Source organism: Candidatus Rickettsia mendelii (assembly GCF_057543435.1).
Genome location: NZ_BTGX01000008.1, coordinates 1 through 15661, shown reverse-complemented (window position 1 = coordinate 15661; position 15661 = coordinate 1). Strand labels below are relative to the sequence as shown.

The following is a 15661-nucleotide window of genomic DNA, read 5'->3' as shown; positions in this document are numbered from 1 at the left end:
CTTTGAAGATCTTAGATAGGCTTAGATGGTACTGGAAACCTAAATTTAGAATTTAGTTGGAGGATTGATAAAACATATGTTTAAAGTTAAGAGGTAAGTAAGAATATCTATATAGAATTTTAGATAAGAATGGAGATGCTATCGATTTTATTTACTTCTGCTTGTACTACTCTAATAAGTAATACTAATGCGGCTAAGAGTTTCTTAAATCAAGCTTTGAAAGCTATCTATTGAATATTCATATCGCAAAACAATTAACATCGAGAAAAACCTAACCTACATTAGAACTATCGATTAACTAAAATTAGAAAAGAAATATATGAAAAACTGAAAGCATATGCACATTAAATTTAAATAACATTATTTAAAATCTGATGAATATGAAAGCTCAAACGTTAGTCAAACTAATGCCTTGCTTTAAACTAATGAAAACAGCTTATGCAGCTATTACTAAGATTTTTAATAAAAGGAACAAAATAATCTATATCATTCCTTATAAAAGAATAAGGTAAAAACATTTATACTCCTGCTTTAATGATTAATATTAATTATTTCATTAATTAGAATTTAATATCTATCCTTATCATCATATACTCCCCAAATTAATTTTTTAGATACCCATCCTATATAATCTTTACAAATAATTTGACAAAACTGTTTTTTACATTTTTTTAAACCACAACGAACCTTAGGCATTAATTTTGCTATAACTCGGCTTTTAGGATCTGCAGATTTAGTAAGTTCTATTTCTTTATCACTAATAATAACTACTGATCTTTTACCTGATAATACACTTGAATGTATCCAGCCACCTTCACCATTAATATCACGTATTTGCCGCCATTGCTCATATTCTGCTATTATCTCTACTGGTTCACCTTTTTTAATAAAAATCCACTCTATAGCAGATTTAGTTGTAGGCCCGCTTCTAGCATTTACTTCATTAGATCTTATTGAAACAAACCTAGGAATAGGTAATTTTTTATTATTAGCATTAATTGTTATTGACAATACTATAGTAATGAAAATGACAAGAATTTTAATCATTATCTTCCACTTCAGATAAAGTATCCTCTTTTTTTGCTACTATATAATTACCAAGCCTAAATTGCATTTTTATTCTATTAACTTCTTGCTCACTAATACCTATACGCTTTAAGACTGTTCCACCGATCTGCAATCCCGTCTCATAACTTTCCGGAATAATAGTTGTTGCACCTAAATCATAGAACTCTCTAGCATTTTTTAAACTTTTTAACTTAACAATAACTTGCATGTCTGGATAATTACCACTAATTGTTTTAAGCGATTTCTTAATAGTTACCTGATTATTCATTGTCAATATTATAGCGAGTGCTCTTTCTGTACCTAATGCCTTTAAAGTATCAGCTTGTGATACATCACCTTTAAAAACTGGAAAACCATTTGATAGCTCTTCTTTAACCCTATCATCATCTAGATCAAGTATTACATAACTTACACCTTCTGCTTCTAACACTCTTGCTACCATTTTACCGATGTTACCAAGACCAGCGATGATAATATGATTTGTTAAATCTCTTGCACTAAGTTCAATCATCTGAGTCGGAGTTTTACCAAGCCCTTTATCAACTTTCTCAGCAATTTTTTTTCCTAAAGCTGCAAGTAATGGCGTAAGTGCCATAGTGAAAGTAACAACAAGTAATAATATATCAGCAGTATTTTCTTCCAATATTCCGCTATCCTTACCTAGACTGAATAATATAAAAGCAAATTCCCCACCTTGTGATAATAGCAAACCTGAGTAAAAAGCAACACCTTTATTAAAGCCGAATAAAATACAAAAAGCTGTTATAATTAAAGTTTTTATGACGATTAAAGCAATAGATAAAGTAAGAATATGTGATATTTTTTCATACATTTCTAATGCATCTATATTCATACCGACGGTCATGAAAAACAATCCTAAAAATAAACTTTTGAAAGGATAAATACTTTCTTCTGCCTGCAACCTAAATTCAGTTTCTGCAACTAACACTCCAGCAACAAACGCTCCAAGAGCTAAAGATAAACCAAATGTTTCTGTAGCCCAAGCAGCAGAAAGTACTATTAACAAAGTCATCGAAATAGGTAACTCATTAGCACTATTGCTTTCTGATGAAATGAATGAAAATACAGGACGAAGTAAAACACGACCGGCAATAAATATTGTAAGTAAAGCTGTTACAGCTTTTAAGAGTGCAATACCAAGAGCTGCGGTAAGAGAAGCCTTATTGTTATCAGCAAGCAACGGAACTACTACAAGCAATGGGACTACTGCTAAATCTTGCAGTAAAAGAATTGCCAAAGAAATTCTTCCTATTTGTGCTGACTGGCTACGATTTTCTTCAATAACCTGCATAACAAGTGCTGTAGATGAAAGAGCAAGGCCACCACCCGTAATGATAGCTGCACTGCTATTACTGTCTATCAGTACCATTGCGCCAGCAATTACTATAGCAGTTGTTAAAACTTGCAAACTACCCAGCCCAAAGACATATCGCCTCATAGCTTTTAATCGCTCAAAAGATAGCTCAAGACCTATAGCAAATAATAAGAACACTACACCAAGTTCACCTAATAACTTAGTTTGGTCATATGTCACGATTTTTAAACCGTGATCACCTATCGCAGCTCCAGCAATCAAGTAACCAAGTACAGGACTTAGCTTAAAGCGCTTAAGTATAGCTACGATAAAAACCGCAGTACCGAGTAAAATTATAACATTAATAAGAATATGATCGTTCATTTAATAAGTAAATAATTTATAATTAGTAAAAAAATATAAGATTCACTTTTCCCAAATCTCTTCTAGGTTAAAATGTACACGTGTTTCAGGATAAAAAATGTTAATTAAAATAGTACCAACATCTATTAATACCCACTCTGATTTACTAAGCCCTTCAATATTAGAATTTATACCGGCTTTATTTTTTAACTCTAAAGCTACATATTTGGCAATTGCTCCAACATTTTTAGTTGAACGACCACTAGCAAATATAATATACTCAGCTAATTTATGTTTACCTCTTAAATCAATTACATTAATATTTTCTGCTTTTTTCATGCTTAAACATTCTAAGATAAATAGTTTTAATTCTTCACTTTCTTTTTTCATAGTGATTATTACAAATACATATATTTAATAAATTATTATATGCATAAGAGTAGACTTTATCAATGAATGTTTAAAATTCTATGATAAAAATTCATATAAAGCTTTACTTTAAGCCAAAAAAAATTTAATTAATATTTAAGGTCCTATAAATAATTAATATTGACAGAACAATGGCGATATCTGTAGAAGAGCTAGAAAAAACACTTAAGAAATCTTTTCCAAACAGTATAATAAAAATTACTGATTTAGTAGGTGATCAAAACCATTATGCATTAGAAATATCAGATGCTGAATTTAATGGACTTTCTTTAATTAATCAACATAAATTAGTAAAAAATGCTCTATCAGAAATATTAAATAAAAAACTACATGCAATTACAATAAAAACCATTGCAATTCCTAAAAAATAATATTAGATACTAACAATAATAAGCTCTGTATAAATTCAACCTAATATTTAATTCTAAGGTTAGCATATTATTTTATAGTTATATTTAAATGTAACTTTGCTGTTTTTATTAAACTTCTTGCATAACAGCTAACAAAGCTTGTATCTTAAGCGGTTAATAATCAATCTTACATTAAGCAGATTTTCTGTAAGAAGTTATAGTAATTTAGTAAAGAATTTTTATAGAAAAAATGATTTTACTTCTTTATTAGAAGAAAAAAACAGGTAAGTATAAGCTTTCTTAAAAAATCTTATATTTAAACTGATGTTTAGAAGTTTACTCCAAAGTCTGTATTATATACTAAGTTTAGCCCATAATGCAATTATACATAAGGACCAGTATCCCCTAAGTACTGTTGCAAATAATTTACTCATGCTGTTGCAATCCTGCATCATTAAAATTAAAATTGCTAACTGTAACATCTTCTTCTAAATTTACTTACTTAGTATTATAACCTTGAATGTTTAATTATGTTAATTAGAAAACTGCTGTTACTTATTTCAATGTTACCTAATAACTTGTTCATTTCCAACAAAATTTAATATAATAGCATTCGCATCATCATTTATCTACAGTTACCATAATATTATCATCTAATATATTATACTGTTTACTCCTGTATCAATAGGTGTAGTCCAAGTAGCTCTGCGTTTAGGTTCTATATATTGATTACCAATCAAAATATTTTAAACAAAAATATTACCAGTAATAGTAGCTTTATTGGTAGCTGCTCCATTTAGTTATATTGCAACCGATAGTGAATACACTAAGTCTTTTTATCCCTACAGTTCTATTAATAGCATTTAATGAAATAGTCCTATCGCCTGTAGTAACATGTACTGTTAATCCACCCAACAAATTATTTTGGTGACTCATTACTGACAAAATAGCAATGCCTTGCTTTTAAAAATTGATGTTTTGTACAGGTTGTATATTCATAATTTCAGCTCCAAAACTTGGATAAAGAGTCAGATCTGAAGTATCAGTAACAATTGTACTTCCTATTCTTATTAACATCACTAATATTAATAGCTTTTACTATAATTTAAGCTAGATTTTAACTTGGAACTGAGTGTAACCTGTATGGTCACCATTCACTTGATTCTAAGCATAATTTATGTAATCTGTTTAATCAAAAGCAATTACATTATTACAACCACTATATGTAGAATCGATAGTCCAAGTATTATTGGTATTTTGAAAATCAACATTTTTGTATCATAAATGTTATAATGTGATTCTCTTTACCTTGTGTTTCTCTTTCTTTTGCTATTTTTGATTGGTGCAAATGGATACAGACCAGGATTACCTTGATGTATCTATTATTGCTACATATATGGTACTAATATGTGTTCCGGTTAAAATCATATTATATCAATATAGATACTTAATATTTAATGCAAAATTCGCTTAAATAAGATCAACAGTTCAATGTTTATATTAGCAACTGTCATTTTTGCACTACCATACTATTTAAGTACATTGCGGCAATTGGCCTACCGACAGTAATATAACTACCAAAAGTTAAAATGAACTGTCAGCAAACGAATAAGACTGCATTATTGGCGATGTTCAGTTTATTAGCAGTCCTGAGTATTAGTACTCGTAGGTATCATCGCTACTGCTACTAATGCAATAGTAACTATTCTTTTTTTATTAGATTTTCTAGAATATTTATTTGACTGGACATAAATATTCCCTAAATTTTGACTTAATTCTCTAAATTACAGCTTGAGATTAATATTTCTTTGCAAATATTAATACTTGCTATTGCACAAGAGTTGCAAAGAACTAAAAGCAAAATGATTAATAATTATTAAAATAACAAAATTTTTCTAACTTATAATTTTATTATATAGATATCACGTCACTTTATAATTAGAAAATATTAGTTATATTTAAAAATGTTTAAAATCAAGAAATTTTATATCTATAAACAGCAACTTATAATTACCATTCTTTACTTAAAAATGAATTTTCTATACTTACTTAGTAAATCGTATATGAAACTTTAAAAATCGAAAGATACAATTTATCTGTTTTATGATAGCAAAAATTCTATTATTTTGTACATAAAAATAACTTAAAAAATATAAATAATTCATATTACCTTATACAGAACATACAAATTTTTGTATAAAAAAATTGATTTGTTGAAAATAATGAAGTATATTTAATGTAATTAAGTTAAATTCTCGGGGCGTGGCGCAGCCTGGTAGCGCATCTGGTTTGGGACCAGAGGGTCGGGAGTTCGAATCTCTCCGCCCCGACCATATAAATATAAATCTAATGTCAAAAGACGACCTAATTCAATTTACAGGTATAGTACTTGAGCTTTTACCTAACGCTACTTTTAGAGTAAAACTTGAGAATGATCATGTAATTATTGCTCATACTTCCGGTAGGATGCGTAAAAATCGTATCAGAATATTACTAGGGGATAAAGTTACAGTAGAAATGACTCCTTATGATTTAACTAAGGGGCGTGTGATTCATCGTCACTAGTCTTAAGCATGCAGCAAAGCAAAAAAATTTTATCCATTATACTGGCTTCACGTTCTCCTACAAGGGTTGAATTATTAAAAAGAATAAAAATTATTCCTTCGAAAATCATCCCTGCCGATATAGATGAAACACCTAGTCTGCGTGAATTGCCTGGTTCTTTAGCTACAAGACTTGCCTACGAAAAAGCTATAAAAGTTGTATCTCAAATAGAAGATTCAACTATTATTATAGCTGCAGATACTGTAACAGCAATAGGTAGAAGAATATTACCAAAAGCTACCACTTACGCAGAATTAAAAGATTGTATTAAAATGTTATCAGGACGTCGTCATCGTGTTTATACTGGTTTATGTTTTATCAAAAAAGAGAATGATCAGCTTATCATTAGACAAAAAATAGTTCAGACAATTGTTAAATTTAAAAAATTAAGTAATGAAGAAATTAATTTTTATTGTTCTTTAGATGAAGGATTAAATAAAACAGGTGGGTACAAAATTTCTGGCTATGCCGAAGCTTTCGTTTCATTTATTTCTGGTTCATATTCAAATGTTATGGGATTACCTTTATTTGAAACAGTAAATGCTTTAACCTCCTTAGCTTTTAAGACATATCGTTAAAGTTCTTTGTTACACAAGACTTCTTATAATTTATTATCTGAGTTTTATATTTGGGTAAAAATTACTTCATACATTAATATATCTTAACTCTATGACCATTTTCATTATGTTCTATCGATTATCAAAAGAAACATCATACAATGAGTTAGCAAGTTTTGCTCATGATTTACTTTCCAATATGTCTTTAGACATTTTTCTTTTTAATCATTGGCTAACTTCATTCATTATTATAAGTTCTAAAATCAGGTGCATTAATTCTTTGTAAATAATTTTCGATTTCTTTACGTCATTTTAATACATATAAGCTCTTACTAAACTATTATTTAGTTCATCTGGTATACTTAAATTGAGCCTTGCCATATTGCTGCCTATATATTTTAGTTAACGATATATAACAATACTAGTTACAAACTATTTGTACTTGCATGTATATACTTTTATTTTCTTAGTTCATTTAAATGACTTCTCTCATAATTTTCATGGCGCTCTTGTGCTTCAATACATAATGTAGTAATTGGTCTTGCTTCTAATCTTTTTATACCTATTGGTTCACCTGTTTCTTCACAATAGCCATATTCTTTATTTTCAATACGTAACAACGCCTCCTCTATTTTTTCGCATAATTTACGATATCTATCTTTAATACGAAGCTCGAAAGCCGTTTCTGTTTCAATGGAAGCGCGATCGTTAAAATCTGGCTTATTCCAATTTTCTTCCTTTAAGTGATTCAAAGTTTCTTGAAACTCCATTAATAAATCATCTTTCCATCTTAAAAGTTTTTGTCTAAAATATTCCAGTTGATTAGGACACATATATTCTTCATCTTTAGACGGTGTATATTTTTCAGGTAATATAGTAATTTTAGGCATATTAATATCTCAATATTAGCTTTAATCCCTATATTTAATAGAGTTTTAAAATAATATAATATATAATCTAAAATTAACGCAAGAAGATTGTTAATATATATTTTATTTTTTAATTGGATGTGCAGTAATATATACTGATTCTAAGTGCTTTATACTTGTTTTAATATAGTTTTGTGTAGTAGATAAACTCTTATGACCTAATAGCTCTTGAATAGAACGTAAATCTGCTCCATGCTCAAGCAAATGAGAAGCAAAGCTATGTCTAAATGCATGAGCACTTAAATGTTCAGGTAAACCATAAAGATGTTTTAATTTAATTAATTCACGATTAAATACCGGTGGTTGTAATTTCTTACCTTGTTTTCCTCTAAATATTGGCTCATTATCTTCTAACTTATATGGTAATATCCCTAAATATTCAGTAACCAATTTTTTCGCAACTGGTAACCATGGAATCACTCTTTCTTTACTGCCTTTACCGATTATTTTTATGAATTCCAAATTTTGTAGATGAAGTTTCGTAATTGATAATGCTTCTGATATACGAAGGCCGGAAGCATATATAAGAACAAGTAAGGCTTTATTCCTAAGTTCTACCCACTTAACATTACCATATTCTCCAATATGATTAAGAGATATGCCTACATCATCTTCTGATAAAGCTTTTGGTAACAATTTAGTTTTTTTAGGAGATTTTATAGAAAAGATTACATGGTTATTTATCTGCATGGTTTTTTCTAAAAACTTATAAAAATTTTTTACTGCTGATAAGCTACGAGCAACTGAAGAAATAGTAAAATTATCACATTTAAGTTTTGCAAGCCAACTTCGTATTAATCTTATATCTGCAGCTTTAATATGATTTATCGTTATAAAACATGAATTATAATAACTCATAAACTCAATGAAATGCTTAAGATCATTATTATAGGATATAACTGTATGATTAGAGTAATTTTTTTGCAAGATTAAGTATTTTTTCCACTTATCTATTAATTCCTGAGTTTGAGTATCTAACATTTATAAAAACTTAACTATTTTTAATGTTAATTCTTATACTAACAATTATTGACTCATAATTTTATAAATGTTAGCATGAGCTGAGGTTTTATGTTTACATTACGTGCTTGTAAAACACAAAAAATTTCTTAGTAAAACATTTACAAAATCTAATTTAGGAGAAAAATAATGTTAAATAATACACAATTTTTAGATTTAATGAAGTCCTATATGAATCCAGAATTTTACACGAGTTCTATAAAAAATATGCCTAATATAGATCTTTCATCTATTACTGGTACAATGCAAAGAGCTATGAATATTCTTGTAACAACCAACCACATCGCTACAGAAAGTATTCAAACTTTACTTAAGAAAAACTCTGAAATTATACAAAATAACATCAATACTGTTTTAAATACTACTAAAGAAATACTAATCTCTAAAGATTTCAAACAAGCTAGTGACTGCCATCAAAAATCTTTAAAATCTATTTGCGAAGCAACCATGAATAATGCTAAAGAACTTGCAAATATCTCTTATGAATCTTCAGCAAAAATATTAGAAGCAGTAAATAAAAATGTTGTTGAAAACGTTCATCATACTTCTGATAATATGCAAAATGTGGCAGAACAAGTACAAAAAAGCGTATTTAATAAGAAATTTGTATAACTAACTTATAGTCAGAGTGTTATTATGTAGTCTTTATGTTATTTTTGCAAAAGCAAGAATAACATAAAAGCCACTGGAGATTTTTACTAATTATTTGCTTTTCTACTTAACCAGTTTTGTAAATAAGAAGCTGCAAGCTCTGTATCTTCTATCATAATTACGTTTTCAGCATTACGTTTATCGGCAGCAGCAGTAAAATTAAACGAACCTGTTATTACTTTCTTTTTATCAATAATTATAACTTTATTGTGAGCAATTCCAGGTACTTTATCTATGCCTACATCAATTTTTGCTCGTTGTAATTCATGCAATTTAGAAAATTTCTGCTTTAAATTACTACGATCAAGCAATATTCTAACTTGTACTCCTCGTGCTTGTGCACTAATTAATGCATTAGTAATTAACACATCACTCATTCCATATGCTTGCATGTAAATAGAATGCTCTGCTTCATCAATTTTGTCCGCTATAAATTTAGTACACCCAGACGGTGGTGTAAAACAAGTGCTGACTTTACTTTTAGAGAGCTGTGAAATATTAGAATGTTTTATCTGAGGAACAGAGGAATTTGATAATTTTTGATTTATTAGATTAATAAAATAATCTGAATTATGCCCATAAATACCTGCAATTACACCTAACATAAATGAAAAGAATATCTCTATAAATCTATTATTTTGTTGCTTCACAATTTCCATTTTTTATTTCTTAATACGAACTATATATCAATCCTTATCCCTGAGTATCGGCTAGAACATTGAATAATCAATGGTAAAACTACTCACTCCTGAATTATGAATAAAGACTTACTGTTAAGTATATTTAATTTTAAATATACTTGGGGTAAGAGTTCAAAATGATAGCATAAAGCCACATTAATCTATCAGTTTTTACCGATTATACATATTTGAAGTTCTTAACATAACTGCCAGGTGCTTCTTCAATTGCTTTCATATTGTTATAGTCTAAAGATTTTACTAATTCAGTATTATTATTATTTACAAGCCACTTAAGCCAATAATTCCACCAAGAGCCTTTATATTCGTGAGCCTTTATAAGCCAGTCGTGGCTATTTAAACTTAAATCATCATTAAGGTGGTAATTATATTTAGCAACTGCAGGAGGGTTAACTACACCTGCTACATGTCCTGAATCAGTTAGGCAAAAAACTTTATGACCGTTTAATAATTTCATACCTTCATATATTGAACACCATGGTGCTATATGATCTTCTTTTGCTGCTACAAAAAAAGAATTACAATCAACTTTGCTAAGATCTATTTTTGTTTTTAATAATTCTAAACTATTTGGTTCTTTTAATAGGTTATTACAATATGTATTTTGTAAATATTCCTCATACATTTTTGCAGGCAGGTTATTAGAATCTGCATTCCAATACAGCAAATCAAAAGGTATTGGTTCTTTACCAAGTAAATAATTGTTTATAAAAAATGACCAAATTAAATCATTAGCTCTTAATAAACTGAAACTATTTGATAAATATTGTCCATCAAAATAACCTTTCAGCTTTATATCTTCTTTAATGTAATTAATCGTAGCTTCATTAAAAAATATTCCAAGTTCACCTGGATGAGTATAATCAAGCAAAGTAGTAAAGAAAGTAGCACCATGAACACAATCTATTTTTTTTGCTTTGAAGTACGCAATGATGATAGCAAGAAAAGTTCCTCCCATGCAATATCCAACAAAATCAATTTTTTTAAAACCAAGATTTTTAATATACTCATAAGGTGCTAAAATGCCATCTTTTAAGTAATCCTCGAAGCATTTCTCTGATAAAGAACTATCAGGATTAATCCATGAAATAAGAAAAACTTGAAAATTATTTTCTACTAAAAAAGATATTAGAGAATTATGAGGAGATAAATCGAGTATATAATATTTATTTATACATGGTGGAATAATAAATATTGGAATTTTGTGAACTGTTTCTTTTGGTTCATAACATATTAATTGCATTAAATCATTTTGAAATATAACTTTTCCTTTTGTTGCTGCAATATTTTCACCAAGTTTAAAAGCAGATTTATCAGTAGTTCTAATACTTAATACATCACCGGAGTTTTTTATATCGCTTAAAAAATTTTCTAATCCTTGTACTAGATTCTGACCACCGCTTTCTAATGTTTCACGTAAAACCTTTGGATTACAAAAAACAAAATTCGAAGGTGAAAAAGCATCAATAAAATGTTTAGTGATAAACTCTAAATGTTGTCTAAGATCATTTGATAACTCATATTGATCTATATTTTTCTTTAACCACTCAGAAGAAAGTAGATAATATTGCTTAACAAAGTTAAAATAAGCATTATCTTCCCATGAAGAATCCTTAAATCTCTTATCTTTAATATCATGAGAAAATATCGTTCTTGCTGGACTGCCAACAAATTTTGCAAAAGAATTAGTAGTAAGTTCCCTTAGTTTTTCAATATACTCAACATTAAGCTTACAAAATTTTCTAGGATTTGTCCAAAACTGTTCTAGCATTAAAGAAGCTATAAGTCTGTTTTTATCACTATCAATTAGATTTTTAGGAATCATACTCCCTCTACCTTGCATGAAATGTAAAATAAGTTCTTGATATTTATTAGCTATTTCTTTGAAGTTATTAATTATTGTTTCGTGAGAGATATTATACATATTTAGTTCTACTAAAGTTTACCAACTAACTTGTTACATAGCTTGACTTGGAATGTTGCAAGCCACATAATGTTTGTATGTATGGTCATTTTATGTCGCTCTTGCTTTTGCATGAATGACCATACTTTAAGTTTTTTAAACCATGAATAATGCTTGGTTCCTCTTATTATAAAAATGCTCTAAATTAAAGCCTATATATCTAAACTATCCCATATACTGTTAATCTTGTCGATGACTTCTTGACTCATTTCTATTTTTTTACCCCATGTTCTATTTGTCTCAGGGTATGTTTTATTAGTTGCATCTATTCCCATCTTACTACCAAGTCCTGAATCAGGCGAAGCAAAATCTAAATAATCGATAGGTGCATTATCTATAAATAGTGTATCCCGCTTTGGATCGCTTCTTGTTGCTATCGCCCAAATTACTTCTTGCCAATTACGAACATCAATATCATCATCTACAACAACAATGAATTTGCTATACATAAATTGTTGTAAATAAGACCAAATTCCAAGCATTATTCTTTTAGCATGACCAGGATAGGATTTTTTAATTGATACTACCGCAATTCTATATGAACAACCTTCAGGAGGGAGCCAAAAATCAACAATTTCTAGAAATTGCTGTTGAAGCAGTGGGAGGAAGATCTCATTTAACGCTTCACCAAGAATCGAAGGTTCATCAGGCGGTTTACCTGTATAGGTGCTTAAATACACTGGAGTTTTCTTCATTGTTATCGCTGTGATAGTAAATACTGGAAATTCCTCAACATCATTATAATATCCAGTATGATCTCCAAAAGGACCTTCAGGTAGATACTGATCTAAGCTTACATAACCTTCTAGTACTATTTCACTGTGTGCTGGTACTTTAAGGTCAATAGTTTTACACCTAACCAATTCTACTTTTGCATTACAAAGTAGACCAGCAAAATTATATTCCGAAATATTTTCTGGTATTGGCATTACTGCTGCCATAGTTATTGCAGGATTTGCACCAATAACAACAGCTGCTGGAAAAGGTTCTTTTTTTACTTTTTTCCAGCGTTTATGATGTTCTGCTCCACCTCGTAACTTTAACCATCGCATCAATAGCTTATTTTGTGATATAACCTGCATTCTATATACACCAAGATTGTAATTATCAATCTTATCAGTAGTTGGACCTTTAGTAACTACTATTGACCAAGTAATTAAAGGAGAAACATCAAGAGGCCAACATTTTTGAATCGGTAATATATTAATGTCTGGATTATCAATGATAACTTCATGACAAGCAGCTTTTGATACAGTCTTAGGAGACATCGCAAATATACGCTTAGCTAGCGGTAACATGGATAATGTTTCTTTAAAAGATAATGGTGGCTGCGGTTGCTTAAGGAATGCAAGTAAATGTCCGAGTTCTCTTAACTCTTGAATATCTTGAAGCGTAAGTCCCATACAAATACGGTTTATACTAGCATAAAGATTTGTTAGAACAGGTATAGTAGATTTACTGCCATCAGACTTTATGACATTCTCAAAAAGTAACGCTGTACCACCTTGCATTAAAACTCTTCTACTAATCTCTGTAATTTCTAGATTAGTTCTAACTTCAGTAGAAATGCGCTTTAGCAAGCTATTTTTTTCTAAAAATTTTAAAAATTCTGGCAAATCTTTAAAGCTCATATCTCATTCACTAGAGTTTGTATTGTTAGACACATAGTTGTTCAGTTAACTGCCATCATTTTCATATTATTCTGTTTGATTGTATAGTTAATTAGCTCATCAATTAAAGAATTTTTAATAGTATATATTAAATTTTTTTCTGAATTGATATGAATATTTTTAGCTGTTAACTCATCGATACTTCTAGATTTAATATGCGCAAAATATACTTCATTACCTACTTGAAATATAGGCGTATTACTTCCTATTCTAGTATTAAAAATTGATAATAATATTTCAGGAGTTAATGTTAGCTCATTCTCCATTCCTGACCTAATATAGCTTTTTTCACTTATTTTAATGCCGGTAAGCTTAAGCTCTTTTATATTTTCTTGATCTGGATTATATTCTTTTGCTAAATCCTTCATAATTTTTAAGTTTAAATCAGCAATATTATGTTTTATCCAAATTTTATTTACTTGCTGTTTAATACTATCAAAATCAGGTATTTTTGCTGGTTGAATCGACTTTAATTCCACTAATATAAGATAGCTTTTATCTTCTGCTTCAATAGGATAAGATAATTCTCCTTCCATAAGCTCAAAAATACTATCAGCATTTTCTGCAATTATTTTATCTTCAATAAGTTCTGCATAACTTACTCCATTAACATTTTGGATCGGTAACTTATATTTTTCAGCAATCTCAACTAAGCTAGAACCAGCTGCAACATCATTTTCTAGCTTCTTAGCAAACTCCATATTGAGTATATCGATTTTTTGGGCCTTTAATAAATCATATAATTGTTGTTGTATCGTTTCAAAAGCTTGGTCACCAAATTCATCTTTATTTCCATTGTAAAATTCTAACAATTCATCTTTAGTAATTGAAATTTGTAGTTCTTGGGTAACAACTTTAATATATGAAAAACTACGTTTTTCCGGTACTTCAAAGAAAGATATATTATTCTGATAAAAATCCTTTAATTGTTGATCTGTAGGGGTAGGAATTTGTAAATCTTTTGGTTTATTTTGTAAATCTATTTGTACTAACTCTACATCTCTTTTCTCAGCCATATAATCTATTATATTCTTTAGCATAACTTTAGGGACATAGAAACTTTCTAAAAAAGTATTAACAAAGATATTTTTTAGAGTTTTTTCTTTGAAGTTTAGTAAATATTTTTCTTCATCCATATAAGAATTTCTAAAATAAGTTTTTAAAATTTTTATATCGAAAATGCCTCGCTCATTTTTAAAAACTGGTGATTCTTTGACTAAAGTTTTAACAGTATCATCACTTAAATCTAAACTGTAATAACTAACTAAATAATCTAAAGCATTATTGTAAATAAGCCTTTTTAAGATTCGATTATCAATATTTAGCTGCTCTATTTCTTCTTCAGTCAAATTTGTACCTGTTTGCTTATTTATAGCATTAATTTCTAAAGATTTTGCTCGTAAAAAATCTTCTTGTGATATATTTTTCATATGAGAGAAAATAACAATATCTTTGCCACTTCTTCCACGTAACACATCTTTAATACCAAAGCCTATAAAAGCGAAAGCAATCATTGCAAATAAAACCCGCATTATAAAACTATCAGCAGTTTTTCTAATATTATCTAACATAATTCTTTATTAAATTTTTAAAGTAAGAGGAATTTATATTCTATATAATTTTAGCTCCTGTGCAGCATTTGCATGGCTCTTAAAAAGCAGTTGATGTCATTTTCCTGCTTCTGCATGAAGCTAGCATAAAAATACTAGATATTATACAAAAATTACAAATTTTTTAGTATAAAAATACAAAAACTTGTGTTTGATATAATTTATTACTGGATTCCTGCTTTTATAGGAATGACATCTTCATAAAAACGTGAGTAGATTATAAGGTTTTTTTGAAGTGTTATAAAGTGAAAAACCTATTTAGTAAAATAAAAAGGGCTTATTACAAATAGGGAATAAGGGTAAGTAATGATATAGAGTTTAGAAGATATTCTTTAACAAGCTAATGAGTTGTCAGTAATAATATTTCAGCGTAAATACCTTGAGCTTTCATATTCATCAGATTTTAAATAATGTTATTTAAATTTAATGTGCAT

14 protein-coding genes and 1 tRNA gene are annotated in these 15661 nt (G+C 28.8%); 5 read left to right on the top strand and 10 right to left on the bottom strand.

Annotated features, from left to right (window positions below):
• Positions 1-567: 567 nt before the first annotated feature.
• From AC27F4_RS01230 to rsfS, 3 genes are read right to left on the bottom strand one after another with little or no spacing between them, the layout of a single operon-like run.
• Positions 568-1047, bottom strand: a complete 480-nt coding sequence (locus AC27F4_RS01230; protein WP_487061294.1) for an SH3 domain-containing protein — start codon at positions 1045-1047, stop codon at positions 568-570.
• Complete coding sequence (locus AC27F4_RS01225; RefSeq protein WP_487061292.1) at positions 1040-2767, bottom strand: cation:proton antiporter domain-containing protein; 1728 nt, start codon at positions 2765-2767, stop codon at positions 1040-1042. The genes AC27F4_RS01230 and AC27F4_RS01225 overlap by 8 nt, the downstream gene beginning before the upstream one ends.
• A 42-nt stretch (positions 2768-2809) precedes the next feature.
• Entirely contained in the window at positions 2810-3136 is a 327-nt protein-coding gene (rsfS, locus tag AC27F4_RS01220; RefSeq protein WP_487061290.1) for a ribosome silencing factor, read from the bottom strand.
• A 170-nt stretch (positions 3137-3306) separates the two neighbouring features.
• On the opposite strand from rsfS, the gene AC27F4_RS01215 reads away from it, so the two are divergent.
• Positions 3307-3546 carry a BolA/IbaG family iron-sulfur metabolism protein gene (locus AC27F4_RS01215; protein ID WP_487061288.1) on the top strand — a complete coding sequence of 80 codons (240 nt, stop codon included), beginning with the start codon at positions 3307-3309 and terminating at the stop codon, positions 3544-3546.
• A gap of 756 nt (positions 3547-4302) precedes the next feature.
• On the opposite strand, the gene AC27F4_RS01210 is transcribed toward AC27F4_RS01215, so the two are convergent.
• Positions 4303-4470, bottom strand: a complete 168-nt coding sequence (locus AC27F4_RS01210) for a hypothetical protein (protein ID WP_487061286.1) — start codon at positions 4468-4470, stop codon at positions 4303-4305.
• Positions 4471-5781: 1311 nt separating this feature from the next.
• On the opposite strand from AC27F4_RS01210, the gene AC27F4_RS01205 reads away from it, so the two are divergent.
• From AC27F4_RS01205 to AC27F4_RS01195, 3 genes are all read left to right on the top strand, one after another.
• A tRNA-Pro gene (locus AC27F4_RS01205) sits at positions 5782-5858 on the top strand.
• A 16-nt stretch (positions 5859-5874) separates the two neighbouring features.
• Complete coding sequence (infA, locus tag AC27F4_RS01200) at positions 5875-6090, top strand: translation initiation factor IF-1 (RefSeq protein WP_487061284.1); 216 nt, start codon at positions 5875-5877, stop codon at positions 6088-6090.
• 8 nt (positions 6091-6098) lie between these two features.
• Positions 6099-6707, top strand: coding sequence for a Maf family protein (locus tag AC27F4_RS01195; RefSeq protein ID WP_487061282.1), 609 nt, complete (start codon positions 6099-6101; stop codon positions 6705-6707).
• Between the two features lie 437 nt (positions 6708-7144).
• Here the strand turns inward: AC27F4_RS01195 and dksA are convergent, their stop codons facing one another.
• Both dksA and AC27F4_RS01185 read right to left on the bottom strand, forming a co-directional pair.
• Positions 7145-7576, bottom strand: coding sequence for an RNA polymerase-binding protein DksA (gene dksA / locus AC27F4_RS01190; RefSeq protein ID WP_487061280.1), 432 nt, complete (start codon positions 7574-7576; stop codon positions 7145-7147).
• A gap of 102 nt (positions 7577-7678) precedes the next feature.
• On the bottom strand, positions 7679-8596 hold the full coding sequence (locus tag AC27F4_RS01185; RefSeq protein ID WP_487061278.1) for a tyrosine recombinase XerC: 918 nt from the start codon (positions 8594-8596) through the stop codon (positions 7679-7681).
• A 168-nt stretch (positions 8597-8764) separates the two neighbouring features.
• On the opposite strand from AC27F4_RS01185, the gene AC27F4_RS01180 reads away from it, so the two are divergent.
• On the top strand, positions 8765-9247 hold the full coding sequence (locus AC27F4_RS01180; protein WP_487061276.1) for a phasin family protein: 483 nt from the start codon (positions 8765-8767) through the stop codon (positions 9245-9247).
• A gap of 86 nt (positions 9248-9333) precedes the next feature.
• Here AC27F4_RS01180 and AC27F4_RS01175 read toward each other — a convergent pair whose 3' ends face one another.
• The 4 genes from AC27F4_RS01175 to AC27F4_RS01160 form a co-directional block, all read right to left on the bottom strand.
• Complete coding sequence (locus AC27F4_RS01175; RefSeq protein ID WP_487061296.1) at positions 9334-9936, bottom strand: phospholipase D family nuclease; 603 nt, start codon at positions 9934-9936, stop codon at positions 9334-9336.
• A 208-nt stretch (positions 9937-10144) separates the two neighbouring features.
• Positions 10145-11908, bottom strand: coding sequence for a class I poly(R)-hydroxyalkanoic acid synthase (gene phaC, locus AC27F4_RS01170; RefSeq protein WP_487061274.1), 1764 nt, complete (start codon positions 11906-11908; stop codon positions 10145-10147).
• A gap of 191 nt (positions 11909-12099) precedes the next feature.
• Positions 12100-13578 (bottom strand): UbiD family decarboxylase, encoded by a 1479-nt coding sequence (locus AC27F4_RS01165; RefSeq protein WP_487061272.1) that lies wholly within the window; start codon positions 13576-13578, stop codon positions 12100-12102.
• Positions 13579-13619: 41 nt separating this feature from the next.
• Positions 13620-15188 (bottom strand): SurA N-terminal domain-containing protein, encoded by a 1569-nt coding sequence (locus AC27F4_RS01160; RefSeq protein ID WP_487061270.1) that lies wholly within the window; start codon positions 15186-15188, stop codon positions 13620-13622.
• Positions 15189-15661: the final 473 nt, after the last annotated feature.

Bases quoted from the DNA above. Each gene is read 5' to 3' on its own strand.
- AC27F4_RS01185 (WP_487061278.1), bottom strand. From the start codon at position 8,596: ATGTTAGATACTCAAACTCAGGAATTAATAGATAAGTGGAAAAAATAC.
- AC27F4_RS01230 (WP_487061294.1), bottom strand. From the start codon at position 1,047: ATGATTAAAATTCTTGTCATTTTCATTACTATAGTATTGTCAATAACA.
- AC27F4_RS01195 (WP_487061282.1), top strand. From the start codon at position 6,099: ATGCAGCAAAGCAAAAAAATTTTATCCATTATACTGGCTTCACGTTCT.
- dksA (WP_487061280.1), bottom strand. From the start codon at position 7,576: ATGCCTAAAATTACTATATTACCTGAAAAATATACACCGTCTAAAGAT.
- AC27F4_RS01215 (WP_487061288.1), top strand. From the start codon at position 3,307: ATGGCGATATCTGTAGAAGAGCTAGAAAAAACACTTAAGAAATCTTTT.
- phaC (WP_487061274.1), bottom strand. From the start codon at position 11,908: ATGTATAATATCTCTCACGAAACAATAATTAATAACTTCAAAGAAATA.
- rsfS (WP_487061290.1), bottom strand. From the start codon at position 3,136: ATGAAAAAAGAAAGTGAAGAATTAAAACTATTTATCTTAGAATGTTTA.
- AC27F4_RS01165 (WP_487061272.1), bottom strand. From the start codon at position 13,578: ATGAGCTTTAAAGATTTGCCAGAATTTTTAAAATTTTTAGAAAAAAAT.
- AC27F4_RS01160 (WP_487061270.1), bottom strand. From the start codon at position 15,188: ATGTTAGATAATATTAGAAAAACTGCTGATAGTTTTATAATGCGGGTT.
- AC27F4_RS01180 (WP_487061276.1), top strand. From the start codon at position 8,765: ATGTTAAATAATACACAATTTTTAGATTTAATGAAGTCCTATATGAAT.
- infA (WP_487061284.1), top strand. From the start codon at position 5,875: ATGTCAAAAGACGACCTAATTCAATTTACAGGTATAGTACTTGAGCTT.
- AC27F4_RS01225 (WP_487061292.1), bottom strand. From the start codon at position 2,767: ATGAACGATCATATTCTTATTAATGTTATAATTTTACTCGGTACTGCG.